Source organism: Micromonospora sp. NBC_00421 (assembly GCF_036017915.1).
Classification (GTDB): Bacteria; Actinomycetota; Actinomycetes; order Mycobacteriales; family Micromonosporaceae; genus Micromonospora.
Window position 1 is genome coordinate 2,163,047 of sequence record NZ_CP107929.1, and the last position, 17,487, is coordinate 2,180,533.

Below are 17,487 nucleotides of genomic sequence, written 5' to 3' on the forward strand. Positions count from 1 at the left end.
CGGGCCACCGGCCCGGCCGGACGAGGGGAGTCGACGATGACCACAGCGGCGGACGCCACCGGCCGGCGGACGCGGTGAGCACCGCACTGACCGGCCCGGCCGTGCAGGACCTGTACCGGCTGCGCCGGGACGCGGAGCTGGTGCTCGACGAGGACGGTGCGGCCACCCTGCGCCAGGGGCGGTTCCGGTTGCGGCTGGAGCAGCCCGGGATGAGCCGGCGGGCGTTGCTGCTGCGACTGGGTGCCGGCTGGGTCAGCGACGTCGAGGTGGGCCGGCTGGTCAGCAGCCTGGAGGGGGAGACCCGGGTGCTCCCCGCGCAGCTGCTGCTGCGCCGGCTGCTCGGTCACTCCTGGCTGGAACGTCGGGCCCAGGTCGCCGACCGTCCGCTTGTGGAACTGCTGCCGACCGGGTTGGGGCGGGGCAGCCTGCCGGAGACCCGCCGGCACGTCCCCGGGGTCCGCTACCGGCTGTCCCGGTTCGCCGCCATGCAACACGAACGCGGCATGCTGGTCGCCACGTCACCGCTGAGCACCCTCGCCGTCGGCTGCGTCGACGTGGCGCTCGGCGCGGTGCTGGCCGCGGCGGTGCAGGGCGTCGGCCCGGACACGGTGGCCCGGTCCCTGGCCGTGGCCCCCGACGTCGCCGGCCGGGTCCTCGACGAACTGGTCACCGCGCGGATCCTGGTCACCGCCGCCGAGTTCGCCGCCGAGGTCGACGAGGCACCGTTGGCCTACTGGTCGCCGGAGGAGCTGCGGCTGCACCACCGTTCCCGGGTGGGCCGGCACACGCTGCCGGTCGGCGGCACCTACCGGATGCGGGACCGGTTCCCCCCGCAGCCGCTGCCGCGCCCGTACGACGGGGGGCGGGCCATCGAGTTGCCGCTGCCGGACCTGGCCACCATCGCCAAGGCCGATCCGTCGTTCAGTCAGGTCGTCGCGGCCCGGCACAGCGTGCGCGGGCACGACGACACCGCCCCGCCCACCCTCGACCAGCTGGCCGAGTTCCTGCACCGGGTGCAGCACGCCACGGTGACCGGGGAGTCCGGTGGTCAGCAGGTGGGGCACCGCCCCTACCCCGGTGGCGGCGGGATCTACGAACTGGAGCTGTATCCGCTGGTGCGCCGGTGCGCCGGCCTCGATCCGGGCCTCTACCACTACGACTCCACCGGCCACCGGCTGGAGTCGGTCGCCGGATGGGGTCCGGCCGCCGACCGGTTGCTGGGCTACGCCCGCGCGGCCGGCGCGATGACCGGGCCACCGCAGCTCGTCCTGGTCGTCACGGCCCGGGTGCAGCGGCTGATGTGGAAGTACGAAGGGATGAGCTACGCCATGATCCTCAAGGACGCCGGGGTGCTGACCCACCAGATGTACCTCGTCGCCACCGCCATGGGCCTCGCCCCGTGTGCCCTCGGTGCCGGCGACTCGCACGCCTTCGCCGAACTGTCCGGCCTCGACCCGCTCGTCGAGCCGAGCGTGGCCGACTTCCTGCTCGGCTCGGTCGGCGACGCACCGGAGGCGGTGGTCCGGCCGTGAAGTTCCGTCGGCAGGCGCTGCAGCAGCTGGAGGCCCCCGAGCAGCTGGACCGGGCGGTCCGGCTGACCACCGTGCCGAGCTGGCTGGGCACCGCCGCGCTGGTGATCACCGTGGTGGTGGCCGGCATCTGGTCGGTGCGTACGGTGGTGCCCCGTACCGTCGAGGCGGCCGGGGTGCTGATCCACTCCAACGGCATCTCCGCCCTGGACGCGTTGGACAGTGGCCAGGTCACCAAGGTCTGGGCGGCCCCGCACCAGCGGGTCGTGAAGGGCACCCCGCTCTACAGCCTGCGTACCGTCGACGGGAAGATCCTGGTGGAGACCGCGCCCGGCGACGCGTACGTGGTGTCCTGGCTGGTGTCGGAGGGGGAGATCGTCACCCCCGGCAGCCACCTGGCCGACCTGGAACGTCTCGACACCGCCGGGGACGCGTTGCAGGCCGTCGTCTACGCCCCCGCGGTGGCCGCCCCGCTGCTGCAACCGGGCGTCCCCGTCGAGGTGGCCGCCGCCGCCGCGCCACGCAACGTGTTCGGCACCCTGGCCGGGCGGGTCCTCACGGTCGGCGCGTTCCCGGAGACCGAGGCGTCGCTGCGCGCCTTCCTCGGCACCGGTCAGGACGTCCGGCGGCTGCTGGCCGACGGCAGCGTCGTGCGGGTGACAGTGGCCCTGGAACCCGATCCGGCCGCCCCGGGTGGCCTGCGCTGGACCAAGGCCCCGCCGCCGTTCCAACTCAACTCGGCAAGCGAGGTCACCGCCTGGTTCACCGTCGCCCGGGAGCACCCGATCGACTGGTTGCTGCGCCGGTGACCGCGCCGACGACCGGGGCGGTCCCGGCACCGCAGCGGCCCCGGATCCGCCGACGGCGGGTCCGCACCCCCACCCTGATCCAGATGGAGGCGGTGGAGTGCGGGGCCGCCGCACTGGGCATCCTGCTCGGCCACCACGGCCGGCACGTACCGTTGGAGGAGCTGCGCCGGGTCTGCGGGGTCAGCCGGGACGGCTCCACCGCCGCCACCGTGCTCAAGGGCGCCCGCCGGTACGGCATGGAGGCCAAGGGTTTCCAGATGGACCTGGTCGGCCTGCGTACGGTGGCCCTGCCGGCGGTGCTGTTCTGGCGCTTCGAGCACTTCGTCGTCCTGGAGGGGCTGGGCCGCAAGGTCTGGATCAACGACCCGGCCACCGGCCCCCGGGCGGTGAGCTGGGACGAGTTCGACGGCGCCTTCACCGGCATCGTGCTCACCATGCGCCCCGGGCCGCAGTTCCAGCCCGGCGGGGCCCGCTACCGGATGGTCCGGGCCTTGGCGGAACGCTGGCGTGGCCCCGGTTCGGCGATCGTGCAGATGCTCCTGCTCGGCCTGCTGATCGCCCTGGTCGGGTTGACCGTCCCGGTGCTGGCCCGGGTCTTCGTCGACCGGGTGCTGCTCCAGGAGGACCGGGCGGCCTTCGCCGGCCTGGTCGCCGCGGTGGCGGTGGCCACCGTGCTGACCTTCCTGGCCAGCTGGTTGCAGCAGCGGCTGACCGTCCGCACGGAGACCGCGCTGGCGTTGGCCAGCGCCGCCCGCTTCTTCCGACATCTGTTGCGACTACCGCCGACGTTCTTCGACCAACGGCAGGCCGCGGACCTCAGCCAGCGGGTGCGCGGCAACGACGTGGTCGCCGAGGTGCTGACCCGACGGGCGGCCACCACCGTCGTCGACACCGCCCTGGTGCTGGCGTACGGCGCCCTGCTGTGCCAGTACGACCTGGTCCTCGGGTGGTGCGCGGTGGTGCTGGCCGGGTTGAACGTCACCGTGTTGCGGGTCGTCGCGGCGACCCGTTCGGTGGCGGTGGCCGGGTTGCAGGCCGACCGCAGCAAACTGGTCACCGCCGTCTACACCACCGTGCAGATGATCGAGACGGTGAAGGCCGGTGGTGAGGAGGAACGTGCCGCCGCCCGGTTCGCCGCCCGCAACGCCACGGTCGCCAGTCGCCAGCAACGGCTCGGGGTGCCCACCGCGGTGCTGTCCGTCCTGCCGGCCCTGCTGGCCGCGCTGACCACGGCGGTGCTGCTCGGTCTGGGCAGCGACCGGGTGGTGACCGAGGCGATGAGCGTCGGGGTGCTGGTCGGCATGCAGGGCCTGGCCGCCGCGATGAACCGTCCGTTGGGCAACCTCACCGCGCTGGGCTCCCGGTTGCAGGACATGAGCGCCGACCTCAACCGGCTGCGGGACGTGGAGCGCTATCCGTTGCCGGACGACGACGCGCCGACGCTCCCGGCCGCGCCGATGGAGGGGCACCTGCGCATCGAGGACGTCACCTTCGGCTACCACCCGTTGGGCAAGCCGCTGCTGTCCGGGTTCACCCTCGACCTGCCCCCGGGCGCCCGGGTCGCCCTGGTGGGCCGCTCGGGCAGCGGCAAGTCGACAGTCGGGCGGCTGGTCGCCGGCCTGTACCGGCCGTGGACCGGCCGGGTCACCGTGGACGGCGTCGAACGGGTGGCGGTCGACGACGGGCTCTGGGCGGCCACCGTCGCCATGGTCGACCAGGACCAGCGGCTGTTCGAGGGCACCGTCCGGGACAACGTCACCATGTGGGACCTGACCGTGCCGGACGAGGACGTGCACGCCGCCCTCACCGACGCCTGCGTGCACGCCGAGGTGACCGCGCGGGCCGGTGGCCTGGCCAGCACCGTACGCGAGGGGGGCCGCAACTTCTCCGGCGGACAGCGGCAGCGGTTGGAGATCGCGCGGGCGCTGGTCCGCAACCCCCGGGTGCTGGTACTCGACGAGGCCACCAGCGCGCTGGACGCCGAGACCGAACGCCAGATCGACAGGCACCTGCGTCGACGCGGGGCGACCTGTCTGATCGTCGCGCACCGGCTGTCCACGGTCCGCGACTGCGACCTGATCGTCGTGCTCGACGCGGGCCGGGAGGTGGAACGCGGCACCCACGACGAACTGGTCGCGCGGGGCGGGGCGTACAGCCGCCTGGTCCGGGACCACTGATCCGCGCAGGCGAGGAGACGACGATGAGCGGTACGACGCCGGACACCCCGGTCGGCGGCCTGATCGGTTTCTGCGGCGACGCCGTACGCCGGACCTGCCGGCTGGACGGGCCGGACGCCGGCTGGCTGATCACCGGCGGCGAGGCCGACCTGTTCGCGGTGCGCCGCTCGGGGCTGTACCCGTCGCGCCGGTTCCACGTGGCCCGGCTGCCCGCCGGTGGGCTGGTGCCGACGTCCACCGCGATCGGCGCCTGGCAGCTGATCCTGGTGCCGCTGCCCGGCACCGAGCTGCGCGGGCTCGGCGTCGGTGAGCTGTCGGTGCTGCAACGGCAGGTCCGCCGGCAGCGGGGGCCGGCCGACGCGGCGGGGGTGCGCGCACGGGCCGCCGCCGCGCAGCTGGTCGCCGCCGTCGACCTGGTGTTGCTCACCCTCGCCGACGCGCTGCGCCGGGGCCAGGCGCCCCGGGAGGCGTCCACCCTGGCCGGCCGCGAGATCGTCTCGCTGGCGCAGGGCAGCACGCTGACCGCCACCGGCGGGGTGTGGTGGCTGCGCTGCGCCGGTGGTCACCTGCGCCGCAACGACGGCGGCCCCAGTGAGACGTCCGGCGAGCAGGAACTGCTGCTGGTCGCCGGCCGGGACTGGGTGGTGGCCGACGCGCCGTGTGTGGTGGAGAGCCAGGCCAGCGCCGATCTGCTCGCCGCCGGCCAGCTCCGGGTGGCGGTGGACCAGCACGTGGCCCGGCTGCTGCGCACGGTGGAGGCGCGCGTCGCCGACGCCGACGCCGCGCTGCTGGACGCCGTCGAGCGTCGCCGGCAGGCCGACGCCGCCGTGGTGGCCGCGGCGGCCCGCCGCTCGATCGGGGTGATCGGCGCCGGCGAGGCGGTGGCCGTGCCGGAACGGGCCACCGAGTTCGACCTGTTCGGGCCGGCGGCGGCGGTGCTGCGGGTGGTCACCGCCGGGTGGGACGTCACCGTCGAGGAGCCGGCCGACCGGAGCCGGACACCGGACGGCGAGCGGGCCGCCGTACACGCCGTCGCCCGGTCCTCCAGCCTGTTCCTGCGGGACGTCCGGCTGCCCGACCGGTGGTGGCGGCGGGACCTGGGGCCGCTGATCGGCTGGCGGGACGGCGACGGCGGCGGGCCGCCGGTGGCGGTGCCCATGATGTTCCGCCGGGGCCGCTACCACCGGGTGGATCCGGAGACCCGGGTCCACCGCCGGATCGAGTCGGCCTTCGCCGCCGGTCTGGCCACCGCGGCCACCCAGGTCCAGGCCCCACTGCCGCACGTCACCTCGATGCGGCACCTGTTGCGCGCCGGCCTGGTCGGCGCGGCCCGCGACGTGCGCACCCTGCTGCTGGCCGCTGGCTGTGTGGCGGTGCTCGGCCTGGGCGTGCCACTGGCCACCGGCGCGGTGCTCGGCCAACTGGCGAGGCGCGGCGAGGTCGAGGGGCTGTCCGGGTTCCTCGCCCTGATGCTCAGCGCGGCCGTGGTGGCCGGCCTGCTCGGCGTCGCGCAGAATCTGCTGCTGCTGCGGTTGGACGGCCGGATGCAGTCCGGCGTGCAACTGGCCCTGTGGGACCGGTTGATGCGGCTGCCGGCCCGCTTCTTCAGCCGGCGCAGCAGCGGCGAGATCGCCAACTCGATGCTCGGCGTCGCCTTCGTCGGGGAGGCGCTCAGCGCCCTGCTGCCGCAGCTGCTCACCGCCGCGGCGACCGTGCTGGTGACCACCGCCATGCTGCTGCTCGTCGAGCCGGTGCTGGGCCTGTGGGGGTTGGGCGTCGTCGTGGTCAGCGGGCTGGCCTTCGCCGTGTTCACGCTGCGTGTGGTGGGGCAGCAGCGGGCCGCGCTGGCCGCCGAACACCGGGCGGCGGCGATGACCAACCAGCTGCTCGGCGGCATCGTCAAGCTCAAGCTGGCCGCCGCGGAGTCCCGCGCCCACGCCCGCTGGTCGGAGCTGGCCGCCACCGCGCGGGCGGCGCTGCAACGGGTCCGGCAGAGCCAGGCCGGGCTGATCGCCTTCGCCACCGTACTGCCGGTCGCCGGCCAGCTGGTGCTCTTCGCCGTCCTGATGGGCCCGCTGGCCGGGCAGGTGTCGCCTACCGACTTCTTCGTGCTCAACGTCGGGTTCGCGATGCTGCTCGGCGCGCTGCTGGTGCTGGTCTCCGCCGGGGTCGAGGTGATCGCCGCGGTGCCCCGGCTGGGCAGCCTGCGCGACATCCTGGCCGCCGAACCGGAGGCCCGGCCGGACCGGGTGGACCCGGGGGAGCTACGTGGTGGGATCGGCCTGCACCGGCTCACCTTCGCCTACCAGCCCGACGACCCGCCGGTGCTCGTCGACGTCGACCTGCACGTGCGGCCCGGCGAGTTCGTCGCGGTGGTCGGGCCCAGCGGATGCGGCAAGTCCACCCTGCTGCGCCTGCTGCTCGGCTTCGAACGCCCCCAGCAGGGCGCGGTGCTCTACGACGGGCAGGACCTGTCCGAACTGGACGTGCAGGCGGTCCGACGGCAGTGCGGGGTGGTCCTCCAGGACGGTCAGCTCTTCGCCGGCTCGGTACGCGACAACATCTGCGGCGCCGGCGGGTTCACCCTGGACGAGGTCTGGGAGGCGGCCCGGATGGCGGGGCTCGCCGACGACCTGGAGGCGTTGCCGATGGGGATGAGCACGATGGTGCCGTTCGGCGGTGGCACCCTCTCGGTCGGGCAGCGGCAGCGGGTGCTGATCGCCCGCGCGTTGGCGCCCCGACCCCGGATCCTCTTCTTCGACGAGGCGACAAGCGCGCTGGACAACCGTACCCAGGAGGTGGTGACCCGGAGCACGGCGACGCTGGCGGCCACCCGCCTGGTGATCGCGCACCGGCTGTCCACGGTGCGCGACGCGGACGTCATCGTGGTGCTCGACCAGGGACGCATCGTGCAGCGGGGCAGCTACGCCGAGCTGATGGAGCAGCCCGACGGGTTGTTCCACCGGCTGGCCCGGCGGCAGTTGCTCACCGAGCCCGACAGCCCCCCGCCGCCCGGGGAGCAGCCGCCGCGCGACGGTCAGCCGTTGTCGACGGGGCTGCCGTCCTCGACGGACAACTCCGCGCCGAGGTGATTCTCCAGCAGGTCGGCGACGTGCGCCTCGGCCTGGTTCTCCACCGCCAACCGGAACGCCTCGGTGAGCACGTTGACCACGCCCTGGGTCAGCAGGATCGTCTCCCGGTCGACGTCGGCCCAGGACGACCGGGACGCGGTGCCGCCGAGTTCGGGGGCGAGGGCCAGCATCCGGGCGGTGACGGCCGCGACCAGTTCGTCGGCGAGCGGTCGGACGCTGTCGAGCACCTCGCTGAGGGCCTGCAACGCCGGCACCGTGCCCATCCGTACCCGGTGCAGGTCCAGGGCGGCGCGTAGCGGCCGGGGCCGCACCGTGCGTACCGTCCCGTCCGGGGCCCGTCCGATCACCCCGTGTCGGGTCAGCGCGTGGGTCAGCGCGGGCCGCTCGGTGGCCAACCGTTGCAGCATCGCGGTCAGCCCGTCGGGTGCCTCGTCGCTGGCCCGCACGCCGAGCATCGCCTCGATGGACACCAGGTTGAAGCCCTGCCGTTGCAGGGTCAGGATGGCGTCCAGCCGGCGGACGTGGGAGTCGTCGTAGAGCGCGACCCGCCCCCGGCGTACCGGTGGGGCCAACAGGCGGCGAGCCTGGTGGGCGCGGATGTTGCGCGCCGACATCCCCACCTTGCGGGCGAGTTCCTCCACGGTGTAGCCGACCGCGGTGCCGGCGGTCGCCGGTCCGGTCGTCACCCGGTCGATGGTCACGGTGGCCTCCGCAGGCGTCGGGGACGGGGTACGGCGACCTGCCGGCCGGTTGCGGCGGACGGCGGGCTCCCCGGGGCCGAGAGTATGGCGGGGCGACCCGCGGGGGACAGAAGGGGAACCACTACTTGCCCCCGACGGTGGTGAACCATTATCCTCCGTGACCGCACGATCACAGCTATTCCGCATTACCCGAGTTCCGCCGTTTCCCGCCCCATTCGCGGCCACATTCGATGAAATTCCCCCCGGGGTGATCCCGGCCCGCTCCGGCTGACCCAGGATGAAGCGAAATCGGGTGGCCCGGGATTGGCCGGGCCGCCCCCGCCGTCGCCGCGCCGCAGGCGCGACCCGGCCGTCGAAGGGAGCAGGAACCGTGACACCTGTCGATCGGGCGGTCTTCGTTGCCGCCTACAGCCGGTTGGTCGCCGATGTGTGGGCCGACCCGGCCCGGGAGCGGGCGCTGGACCGTGCCCCCCGGACGTTGCTCGCCGAGTACGGCCTCGGCCTGCCCGAGGACGTGCAGGTCCGCGTGGTCCGGGACGTCGCCGACGCCGACCCCGACCTGGAGGCGCAGGTCAGCTCGTGGCAACAGGCGTCGTCCACCGGCACCTTCGTGCTCTTCGTGCCGGCGTTGCTGCCGGTGACCGAGGTGGAGTTGGCCGAGGACGAACTGGACAGCGTGGTGGCCGGGTTGGACTCCAGCTGCGCCTGCTGCTGCCCGTGCTGCTGCACCTGACCGGCGGGCCTGCCACCGATGTCTGCCGCTCGAGGGGTGCCGTGGCTGCTTCTGGTGGCAGCCGACCGGAATCCTTGATAGTCGGGCACCGATGTTCTTAACGTTCTCGTCACACCAATTAAACGCCATTTCACGCGGCGAACCCCGAAGAAAGGTGCGATCGATGAGCAACGAAGAGCAGGAGTTCGGCGCCAGATTCGTCACCAAATACTCCGAGCTGGTCACCGCGGTGTGGCGCAGCGACGAGGAACTCCAGCGGCTGCTCGCCGACCCGACCGGCTACGCCACCGCCGCCGGCCTGCCGGTCAGCCCCGGCGCTACCGTCGAGGTGGACCGGGCCCAGCCGACCACGCTCTACACCAAGGACGAGATCGTCGCCGACTGGTCGGGCACCCCCGGGCGGCACGTCCTGCACGTGCCCGAGGTGCCGCTGGTCGACCTCAACGAGCTGACCGAGGCCGAGCTGGAGACGGTGGCCGGTGGCGTCCAGGCCCCGGCCGACAACAACGTCAACATCGTCGCGGTCCTCATCCTCTGAGTTCCCACCCCACCCCGCCGGGAGCCACGATGCCCACCACCGAGACCATCGCGTTCCGCGCCGGCACCTACCGGACGGCCACCGTCGAGCAGACCTGGGAACGGGTCGCCGCCATGCTCGACCGGTTCCGGATCACCCGGGTCGCCGACATCACCCGCCTCGACGAGATCGGCCTACCGGTGCACGTCGCCTACCGGCCGGTCGGGGCGACCATGGCGGTCAGCGTCGGCACCGGCGCCACGCCTACGCAGTCGCGGGTCAGCGCGGTCATGGAGAGCATCGAGTCCTGGCACGCCGAGAACCTCCGGTTGGGGACCGTCACCCGGTCCCCGGCCGAGAGGCTCGACCTGCCGTACGACGTGCGCTGGCTGCACCTGGCCGAACGCTCGCCGCTCACCTCGGCAGTGGTGCTCGACTGGGTGGCCGGCCGGGGGCTGGTCACCGGCACGCCCTGCCTGGTGCCCCGGGCCACCATCGAGCTGGACTTCACCGTCCGCCGGGGCTGGGCCCGCGCACTGTTCAACCCCAGCAGCAACGGCCTGGCCACCGGCAACACCTTCGCCGAGGCCAGCCTGCACGCCCTGCTGGAGGTGATCGAACGGGACTGCATCGCCCCGTACTGCACCTCGGCGCTGGCCGACCGGACGTACACCGACCCGGGCACCGCCACCAACCCGATGACCCGGGGCGTGCACGAGGCGCTGCTGCGGGCCGGCTGCTGGGTGGAGGTCTGCGACATCACCAACAGCATCGGGGTGCCCTGCTACGCCGCCTCGGTCTGGTCGCCGGACCTGCCTGTCACCTTCGGCGGTTTCGGCTGCCACGTCGACCCGGAGATCGCGGTCGGCCGGGCCATGTCCGAGGCCGCCCAGTCCCGGCTGGTGATGGTCTCCGGCGCCCGCGACGACATCGACGCCACCGCCTACCACGACGTCGCCGGGCCGCCGGTACGACCGCCCACCGTCGACCGCCCCGCCGGTCCGGTACGCGCCGACCGGCCACCGACCGGCACCGTCACCGACGTGCTGCGCGAACTGGCCCTTCGGGTGCAGCGCAGCACCGGCGTCGAACCGTTCGCCGTCGACCTGACCCACGACGACATCGGCATCGCGGTGAGCAAGGTCTTCGCCCCCGGCCTGCGGATGTTCGACGAGCGGGCGCTGAGCACCCGACCGGGGGTGCCGGCATGACCGACATCGTCTTCGTCGGCCCCAGCCTCCCGGCCGGACAGGTCGAACGGCTGCTGCCCGACGCCCGGATCCACCCGCCGGTGGCCCACGGCGATCTGCTCCGGCTCGACGTCGGACCCGGCGACCGGGTGCTGATCATCGACGGGTTCTTCCTCCAGCACCCGCCCGTGCGGCACCGGGAGATCCTCGACCTGCTCGCCCGGGGCGTCACCGTCGCCGGGGCGGCCAGCATGGGCGCGTTGCGGGCCGCCGAGCTGTGGCCGTTCGGGATGCGCGGGGTCGGCGACGTCTACCAGCTCTACCGCGACGGGGTGGTCACCGGCGACGACGAGGTGGCAGTGGTGCACGGCCCCGCCGAGGACGGCCACCGCATCCTGAGCGAACCCCTGGTCAACGTCCGGATCGCGCTGCGTCGGGCGGTCACCGCCGGGGTGCTCGACGACGTCGAGGCGGCCCGGCTGCTCCAGCTCTGCCGGGACCTGCCGTTCCGCCGCCGGTCCTACCGGGCCCTGGAACGCACCGCGCCACCGGACGCCGCCGAGGTGGTGGACCGTTTCCTGACCTGGCACCGGAGTGACCCCTGGGACGCCAAGGGCGCCGACGCGCGGCTGCTGCTGTCGCTGGCCGCCGCCGACGCCGCCGAGTTGCACCCGGCCGGCCCGGCCGACCAACCGATCGACAACCTGCACACCCGGTTCCTGGACAGTTGGCGTTCCCGGCACGCCGGGGCGACCGTCGGCGGGCACTGGGTCAACGACCGCGACGTCGCGGCGGTGCTGATGCTGCTGCACCCCGAGTCGCCGGCCCGGCACCGGCGGGCCGTCCTCGCCGGGGTGGCACAGGTCGACCCCGCCGACCCGGACGTCGAGGACCGCGCCGTCGAGGTGGCCCGGGAACAGGGTCTGCTCGCCGGCGGCCCCACCGGCCAGGACTGGCTGACCGACGCCGAACGGGACCTCGACCCCCGGGAGGCGGCGTTGCGGCTGCTGGTGCGGGCCTTCGGCACCACCCCGTACCGCAGCCTGGCGTGGTGGATGGTGGCCGAGCCGCTGCGCCGGCCCGCGCTGCGGGCCGCCGCCCGGCAGGTCGCCGCGACCGCGATGTCGCTCAACGAGACGATGCTGCCGCGGACGACCGGCGGGCGGCGGCCCGGCGGCCGGCTGCACTTCCGCACCGAGGTCGTCGACGGCTGCTTCGCCGCGCTGTGGGGCTGCCCGCCCGACGGGCTGGCCGCGGCGGCCTGGGACCGGGGCTTCGTCGACCTGGAATCGTTCCGGTACGCCGCCGAACCACTCGTCGCGTACCTCAGGGCCTTCGGCCCACCCCGACTGCCGGCAGCGCCCGGCGGACCGGTCAACGACGAGTCCCGGGCCGGTACGCCGGTCCGGGTGGGCTGAGGAGGAGTCGATGACCGGCACGGTGAAGACGGCGCTGATCTATCCGCCACTGACGGACCCCACCTCGGGGTACCACTCGCTGAACTACCTCGACTCCTACGCCCGCGCCCAGGGGCACCGGGCGGCGGACATCATCGACGCCAACATCGAGGCGTTCCACCACTCCTACACCCCCTCGGCGTACGAGTGGCTGCGCCGGGAGCTGGCCCGGCCGCCGGTGACCGACCTGACCGGCCCGGACGCGCTGATGGCCCGGGCGAACCGGTTGGGCCTGCCCGAGCCGGACCCGCAGCGGCTGCGCCGGTCGATCGGAGTGCTCCAGGACCCGGTGCTGTTCTACGACTACCGGCACTACCAGGAGGCGGTCGAGGGCGTCATCTCCTGGATGGACGCGCTCGGCGCGGTCGGTTTCCCCGGGCAGTTCCGGGCCGGCTTCCGGTTGCAGGCACCGCCGGCGGTCTCCATCGGCTCGGTCGCCGCGCTCACCGACGAGGCGACGCTGGCCCGGCTCAACCGGCCCTTCCAGCCGTACTACGAGGACGTGCTGATCCCCCGGCTGGCCGCGGGCGGGTACGACGTGATCGGTATCAGCGCCACCTACCAGTGGCAGCTCCCGTTCACCCTCTGGCTGGCCCGGCTGATCCGGCAGGCCTGCCCGGACGCGTTCGTGATCACCGGGGGCACCGAGATCTCCGACGTGTGGAAGTGCGCCAGCCGCCCCGAGCAGGTGTTCCAGGTGCTCGCCGACTTCGACGCGATAGTCGTCGGCGAGGGGGAGAGCGCGTACACCGAGATCCTCGACGCGGTGGCGGCGGGCACCCTGCCGGCCGGGCACCCCAACGTGCGGCTGCACCCGAAGTACGGCCGGCAGCGGCAGCTCCCGCTGCGCTACGAGCGGCTCGGCAACATCCCGGTGCCGGACTTCTCAGGCCTGCCCTGGGACCTCTACCTGAGCCCGGAGAAGTTCGTCTACTACTCGCCCACCCGGGGCTGCTACTGGAACAAGTGCACCTTCTGCGACTACGGCCTGAACACCGACGGTCCGACCAGCCCGTGGCGGCAGGACACCGCCGACACGATGATCGCCGACGTGACGGAGCTGGCGAAGTTCGCCAAGTTCATCTACTTCTCGGTGGACGTGCTGGCCCCCGCGACGATCCTGCGGTTCGCCGAGAAGGTCGTCGAACGGGGCCTGGACTTCCGTTGGGGGGCCGAGATCCGGCTGGAGAAGTACTGGTCGGAGGAGCGCTGCGAGCTGTTGCGCCGCAGCGGCTGCGTGGCCGTCTCGGTCGGCTTCGAGTCCGGCAACCAGCGCATCCTGGACCTGATCGACAAGGGCACCCGACCGGAGCAGGTCCGCCGGACGATGACCGCGATGACCAAGGCCAACATCGGGGTGCAGATGATGGGCTTCACCGGGTTCCCCACCGAGACCCGGGAGGAGGCCCTGGACAGCATCGGCTTCCTGCGCGACAACCCCGACCTGTGGACCCTCGGCGGCCTCGGCGACTTCATGCTCACCCCGGGCGCGATCGTGGCCAAGGAGCCGGAGCGCTTCGGCATCAGCAACGTCCGTCCGGTGGAGGGCTCCGACATCGTCCGGGTGCTGCGCTACGACGAGCCGGTCACCGAGGCCGCACACGACGAGGTGATGCGGGCGAAGTCCACCTTGAACCCCGGCCATTACCACCGGCCCTGGCTGGGTAGCACCGACACCCCGCACTCGTTCTTCTACCACGACCGCTACGGCACCGACGTGCGCGGCGTGCTCGCCCACGACCGGGTCCGCCAGCACGACGACGACCGCACCGAGTTCGTCGCCAACGGCGTCTTCGTCGACCGGGCCGACGAGCAGGCGTGGGATGCGTACCGGCGGATGCGGGCCGACGAGCAGGAGGGCACCCCGGGCGCGCAGCTGCCGATGGACCGGCACCTGTTCCGCCGGGCCGACGGGCAGGTCTTCGCGCTCAACCGCAGCAGCCGGGTCTTCCTGGACCTGTTCGCCGCCCCGCTCACCCTGGCCGAGGCACAGCACCGGCTCTGGGTGGTCGAGCCGACCGTCGCCGACCGGGTGTGGCGCACCTTCATCGGCCAGCGGCTGCTGCGCCGGCACGCCCTGCCCGAACCCGTCGCGGCCACCGACTGACTCTCCGGCCCGTGCCGCCGGCCGCGCTGCTTCGGGCGGCCGGTCAGGCGGTACGGGCCGGGGCGGTGAACGGCAGCAGCACCCGGAACACGGTCGCCCCCGGGACGCTGTCCACCCGGATGTCGCCGTGGTGCTTGTTGACCACGATCCGGTACGAGATGTCCAACCCCAGCCCGGTGCCCTCGCCGACCGCCTTGGTGGTGAAGAACGGTTCGAAGATGCGCGGCCGGACCACCTCGGGGATGCCCGGCCCGGTGTCGGCGACCTCGACCGCCAACAGGTCGCCGGCCCGCGAGGTGCGCAGCGTCACGGTGCCGTCCGCGCCCATCGCCGACAGCGCGTTGTCGATCAGGTTCGTCCACACCTGGTTCAGCTCGGCCGCGTACGCCGGGATGGGCGGCAGGCCACGGTCGTACTCCCGGACCACCCGCACCCCCGGCGGGATCTTCGCCTTGAACATCACCAGGGTGGCGTCGAGCAGGTCGTGCACGTCGACCACCTGGTGCGGGGCCCGGTCCAGCTGCGAATACTGCTTGGCCGCCCCGACCAGGGTGGAGATCCGGGTGACCGCGTCGTCGATCTCGGCCATCAGCTGCTCGGTGTCCAGCGTGTACGACAGCCACCGCACCGCCGACTCCAGGTCCTGCGGGCCGACCGCCTCCCGCACCCGGTCCAGCCATCCGGTGTCCAGGCCGGCGGCGACCAGGGTGGGCGCCAGGTCCCAGCCGGCGGTGACCCGGTGCCCGTCCAGCCAGTCGGCCAGTTCGTCCTCGGCGTCGCTGGCGGCCATCGGGGAGAGCTGCGGCGCGCGGGCGGCCCGCTTCACCGCCTCCTCCTGCAACTCCACCAGGGTGTGCAGCCGGTGGCCGTCGAGCCGACCGTCGGCGATCATCGCCAGCTTGTGCCGCATCCCGGCCACCCGGTCGCGCAGTGCGGAGGTGGCCCGGACGGCCGCGCCGGCCGGGTTGTTCAGCTCGTGGGTGAGCCCGGCGGAGAGCGAGCCCAGGGCGAGTAGCCGTTCCCGCTCGCCGACGATGGTCTGGGTGTCGCGCATCCCGACGAACAGGCCCTCCAGCAGGTGCATCGCCATCGGGAACCAGGTACGCACCGCGTGGGCGAACGTCTCGGCGGGCAGCACCAGGAACTCGGCGTCGGTGACCGCCCGCAGGCTGTTGAGGTACGTCTGGGCGACCTGTCCGCCCAGGTACGCCTGGGTGGCCCCGCCGTACACGCCGCGCTGGTCGGTGCGGTTGACCTCCATGTCGTCGCCGTGCACCCGCCGGCTCATCGCCACCGTCCCGGACAGCAGGACGAAGAAGCAGCTCGCCGGCTCGCCCTCCGGGTAGACGACGGTGCCGGCGGCCCGCTGCTCGACCCGGCCGTGCGCGGCCAGCCAGTCGAGCTGGGCGGGGTCGAGGGCGGCGAAGAGGAAAAGCTCCCGCAGCTGGTCCGGGGTGAGTCGTTCGTCGGTGTCGCTCACTGTGCCTCCAGGTAGCGGTGTACCAGCGAGACGGCCATCGCGCCCTCACCGACCGCCGAGGCGACCCGCTTGACCGACGAGGCCCGCACGTCACCGGCAGCGAACACCCCCGGCAGGCTCGACTCCAGGTGGTACGGGTCGCGGGCCAGGGTCCAACCGGGTGGTCGCCGGCCGTCCGCCGTCAGGTCGGGGCCGGCGACGATGAAGCCCCGTTCGTCGCGGACCAGCACCCCGTCCAGCCACTCGGTGCGCGGTTCCGCGCCGATGAAGATGAACAGCCAGGAGGCGTCCACCTCGCGTACCTCGCCGGTGCGGGCGTCGCGCAGCCGCAGCCGCTCCAGGTGCTCGTCGCCCTCACCACCGACCACCTCGGTGTGCGGGTGCACCACGATCCGGTCGTTCCGCTCCAGCTGCTGGATCAGGTACGACGACATCGACGAGGTCAGGTCGGCGCCCCGGATCAGCACGTGCACCCGGCTGGCGTACCGGGAGAAGTGCACCGCCGCCTGGCCGGCCGAGTTGGCCCCGCCGACGATCCAGACGTCCTGGTCGACGCAGCTCGGCGCCTCGGTTGACGTCGCGCCGTAGAACACCCCGCGGCCGGTCAGGTCGGCCAGGCCGGGGGCGTCGAGCACCCGGTAGGACACCCCGGTGGCCAGCACCACCGTGTGCGCGGCGATGGTGCTGCCGTCGCCGAAACGCAGCAGCCGGGCCGCCCCGGCGCTCTCCAGCCCCACCACCTCGCGGGTGCTGAGCAGTTCCGCGCCGAACTTCAGCGCCTGTCGGCGGGCCCGGTCGGTGAGCTGCGCGCCGGAGACCCCGTCGGGGAAGCCGAGATAGTTCTCGATCCGGCTGCTCTGCCCGGCCTGGCCGCCGGTGGCCCGCCGTTCCACCAGCACGGTGCGTAGTCCCTCCGAGGCCCCGTACACGGCCGCGCCGAGCCCGGCCGGCCCGCCGCCGACCACCACCAGGTCGTAGAAGTCGGCGGCCGGGGCGACGGTGAGCCCGGCCACCGCGGCCAGTTCCGCCTCCGTCGGGGCGACCAGCGCCTTGCCGTCCGGGGTCACCACAAGCGGTATGTCGGTCGCGTCGGCCCCGGCGGCGGCGAGCAGCCGGCCGCCCTCCGGGTCGTCGGTGAGCAGCCAGCGGTACGGCACCAGGTTGCGGGCGAGGAAGTCCCGGACCGCGAACGACGGCGCCGACCAGCGGTGCCCGACCACCCGGATCTCGTCGCTGGCCTGGTCAGGGCTGGCCGCCCAGGACTCCAACAGGGTGTCCACCACCGGGTAGAGCTTCTCCTCCGGCGGATGCCACGGCTTGAGCAGGTAGTGGTCCAGGTCGACCACGTTGATCGCGTCGATCGCCGCCTCGGTGTCGGCGTAGGCGGTCAGCAGCACCCGGCGGGCGGCCGGGAAGAGGTCCATCGCGGCCTCCAGGAACTGGATGCCGTTCATCTCGGGCATCCGGTAGTCGGCCAGCAGCACCGCCACCCGTTCACCGCGCAGCTTGATCTCCCGCAGCGCCGTAAGTCCGCCGGGGCCGGAGTCGGCCCGGACCACCCGGTAGCGGTCGCCGTACCGGCGGCGGATGTCCCGGGCCACCGCCCGGGAGACGGCGGGGTCGTCGTCGATGGTGAGGATCACCGGCTGTGCCATGGTGCCCATGTAAGCACAGCGGTCCGTCCGGGCGTCCGTG

12 protein-coding genes are annotated in these 17,487 nt (G+C 73.4%); 9 read left to right on the forward strand and 3 right to left on the reverse strand.

Annotated features, from left to right (window positions below; translation table 11 throughout):
* Window positions 1-74: 74 nt before the first annotated feature.
* From OHQ87_RS09340 to OHQ87_RS09355, 4 genes are read left to right on the forward strand one after another with little or no spacing between them, the layout of a single operon-like run.
* Window positions 75-1,532 carry a SagB family peptide dehydrogenase gene (locus OHQ87_RS09340; RefSeq protein ID WP_328346914.1) on the forward strand — a complete coding sequence of 486 codons (1,458 nt, stop codon included), beginning with the start codon at window positions 75-77 and terminating at the stop codon, window positions 1,530-1,532.
* On the forward strand, window positions 1,529-2,338 hold the full coding sequence (locus OHQ87_RS09345; RefSeq protein WP_328346916.1) for a hypothetical protein: 810 nt from the start codon (window positions 1,529-1,531) through the stop codon (window positions 2,336-2,338). Before OHQ87_RS09340 ends, OHQ87_RS09345 begins: the two co-directional genes overlap by 4 nt.
* The gene (locus OHQ87_RS09350) at window positions 2,335-4,515 is read left to right on the forward strand and encodes an NHLP family bacteriocin export ABC transporter peptidase/permease/ATPase subunit (protein ID WP_328346918.1); all 2,181 of its coding nucleotides are present in this window, start codon (window positions 2,335-2,337) and stop codon (window positions 4,513-4,515) included. The genes OHQ87_RS09345 and OHQ87_RS09350 overlap by 4 nt, the downstream gene beginning before the upstream one ends.
* 23 nt (window positions 4,516-4,538) lie before the next feature.
* Window positions 4,539-7,607: an ATP-binding cassette domain-containing protein gene (locus tag OHQ87_RS09355; protein ID WP_328346920.1), complete on the forward strand. Its 3,069-nt coding sequence runs from the start codon at window positions 4,539-4,541 to the stop codon at window positions 7,605-7,607.
* On the opposite strand, the gene OHQ87_RS09360 is transcribed toward OHQ87_RS09355, so the two are convergent.
* Entirely contained in the window at window positions 7,553-8,308 is a 756-nt protein-coding gene (locus OHQ87_RS09360; RefSeq protein ID WP_328346922.1) for a MerR family transcriptional regulator, read from the reverse strand. The genes OHQ87_RS09355 and OHQ87_RS09360 overlap by 55 nt on opposite strands.
* 370 nt (window positions 8,309-8,678) lie before the next feature.
* On the opposite strand from OHQ87_RS09360, the gene OHQ87_RS09365 reads away from it, so the two are divergent.
* From OHQ87_RS09365 to OHQ87_RS09385, 5 genes are all read left to right on the forward strand, one after another.
* The gene (locus tag OHQ87_RS09365) at window positions 8,679-9,041 is read left to right on the forward strand and encodes a hypothetical protein (protein ID WP_328346924.1); all 363 of its coding nucleotides are present in this window, start codon (window positions 8,679-8,681) and stop codon (window positions 9,039-9,041) included.
* Window positions 9,042-9,204: 163 nt separating this feature from the next.
* Entirely contained in the window at window positions 9,205-9,579 is a 375-nt protein-coding gene (locus tag OHQ87_RS09370) for a hypothetical protein (protein ID WP_282265158.1), read from the forward strand.
* Window positions 9,580-9,608: 29 nt separating this feature from the next.
* On the forward strand, window positions 9,609-10,769 hold the full coding sequence (locus tag OHQ87_RS09375; RefSeq protein WP_328346931.1) for a YcaO-like family protein: 1,161 nt from the start codon (window positions 9,609-9,611) through the stop codon (window positions 10,767-10,769).
* Complete coding sequence (locus OHQ87_RS09380; RefSeq protein WP_328346933.1) at window positions 10,766-12,166, forward strand: TfuA-like protein; 1,401 nt, start codon at window positions 10,766-10,768, stop codon at window positions 12,164-12,166. The genes OHQ87_RS09375 and OHQ87_RS09380 overlap by 4 nt, the downstream gene beginning before the upstream one ends.
* 10 nt (window positions 12,167-12,176) lie before the next feature.
* On the forward strand, window positions 12,177-14,312 hold the full coding sequence (locus OHQ87_RS09385; protein WP_328346935.1) for a B12-binding domain-containing radical SAM protein: 2,136 nt from the start codon (window positions 12,177-12,179) through the stop codon (window positions 14,310-14,312).
* Between the two features lie 43 nt (window positions 14,313-14,355).
* Here the strand turns inward: OHQ87_RS09385 and OHQ87_RS09390 are convergent, their stop codons facing one another.
* Window positions 14,356-15,792 carry an ATP-binding protein gene (locus OHQ87_RS09390; RefSeq protein WP_328346937.1) on the reverse strand — a complete coding sequence of 479 codons (1,437 nt, stop codon included), beginning with the start codon at window positions 15,790-15,792 and terminating at the stop codon, window positions 14,356-14,358.
* Entirely contained in the window at window positions 15,789-17,447 is a 1,659-nt protein-coding gene (locus tag OHQ87_RS09395; RefSeq protein ID WP_328346939.1) for an FAD-dependent oxidoreductase, read from the reverse strand. The genes OHQ87_RS09390 and OHQ87_RS09395 overlap by 4 nt, the downstream gene beginning before the upstream one ends.
* Window positions 17,448-17,487 lie beyond the last annotated feature (40 nt).

What these genes read in the sequence shown, in the direction of transcription:
- OHQ87_RS09355 (WP_328346920.1), top strand. Translation starts at nt 4,539, where the DNA reads ATGAGCGGTACGACGCCGGACACCCCGGTCGGCGGCCTGATCGGTTTC.
- OHQ87_RS09370 (WP_282265158.1), top strand. Translation starts at nt 9,205, where the DNA reads ATGAGCAACGAAGAGCAGGAGTTCGGCGCCAGATTCGTCACCAAATAC.
- OHQ87_RS09375 (WP_328346931.1), top strand. Translation starts at nt 9,609, where the DNA reads ATGCCCACCACCGAGACCATCGCGTTCCGCGCCGGCACCTACCGGACG.
- OHQ87_RS09385 (WP_328346935.1), top strand. Translation starts at nt 12,177, where the DNA reads ATGACCGGCACGGTGAAGACGGCGCTGATCTATCCGCCACTGACGGAC.
- OHQ87_RS09395 (WP_328346939.1), bottom strand. Translation starts at nt 17,447, where the DNA reads ATGGCACAGCCGGTGATCCTCACCATCGACGACGACCCCGCCGTCTCC.
- OHQ87_RS09380 (WP_328346933.1), top strand. Translation starts at nt 10,766, where the DNA reads ATGACCGACATCGTCTTCGTCGGCCCCAGCCTCCCGGCCGGACAGGTC.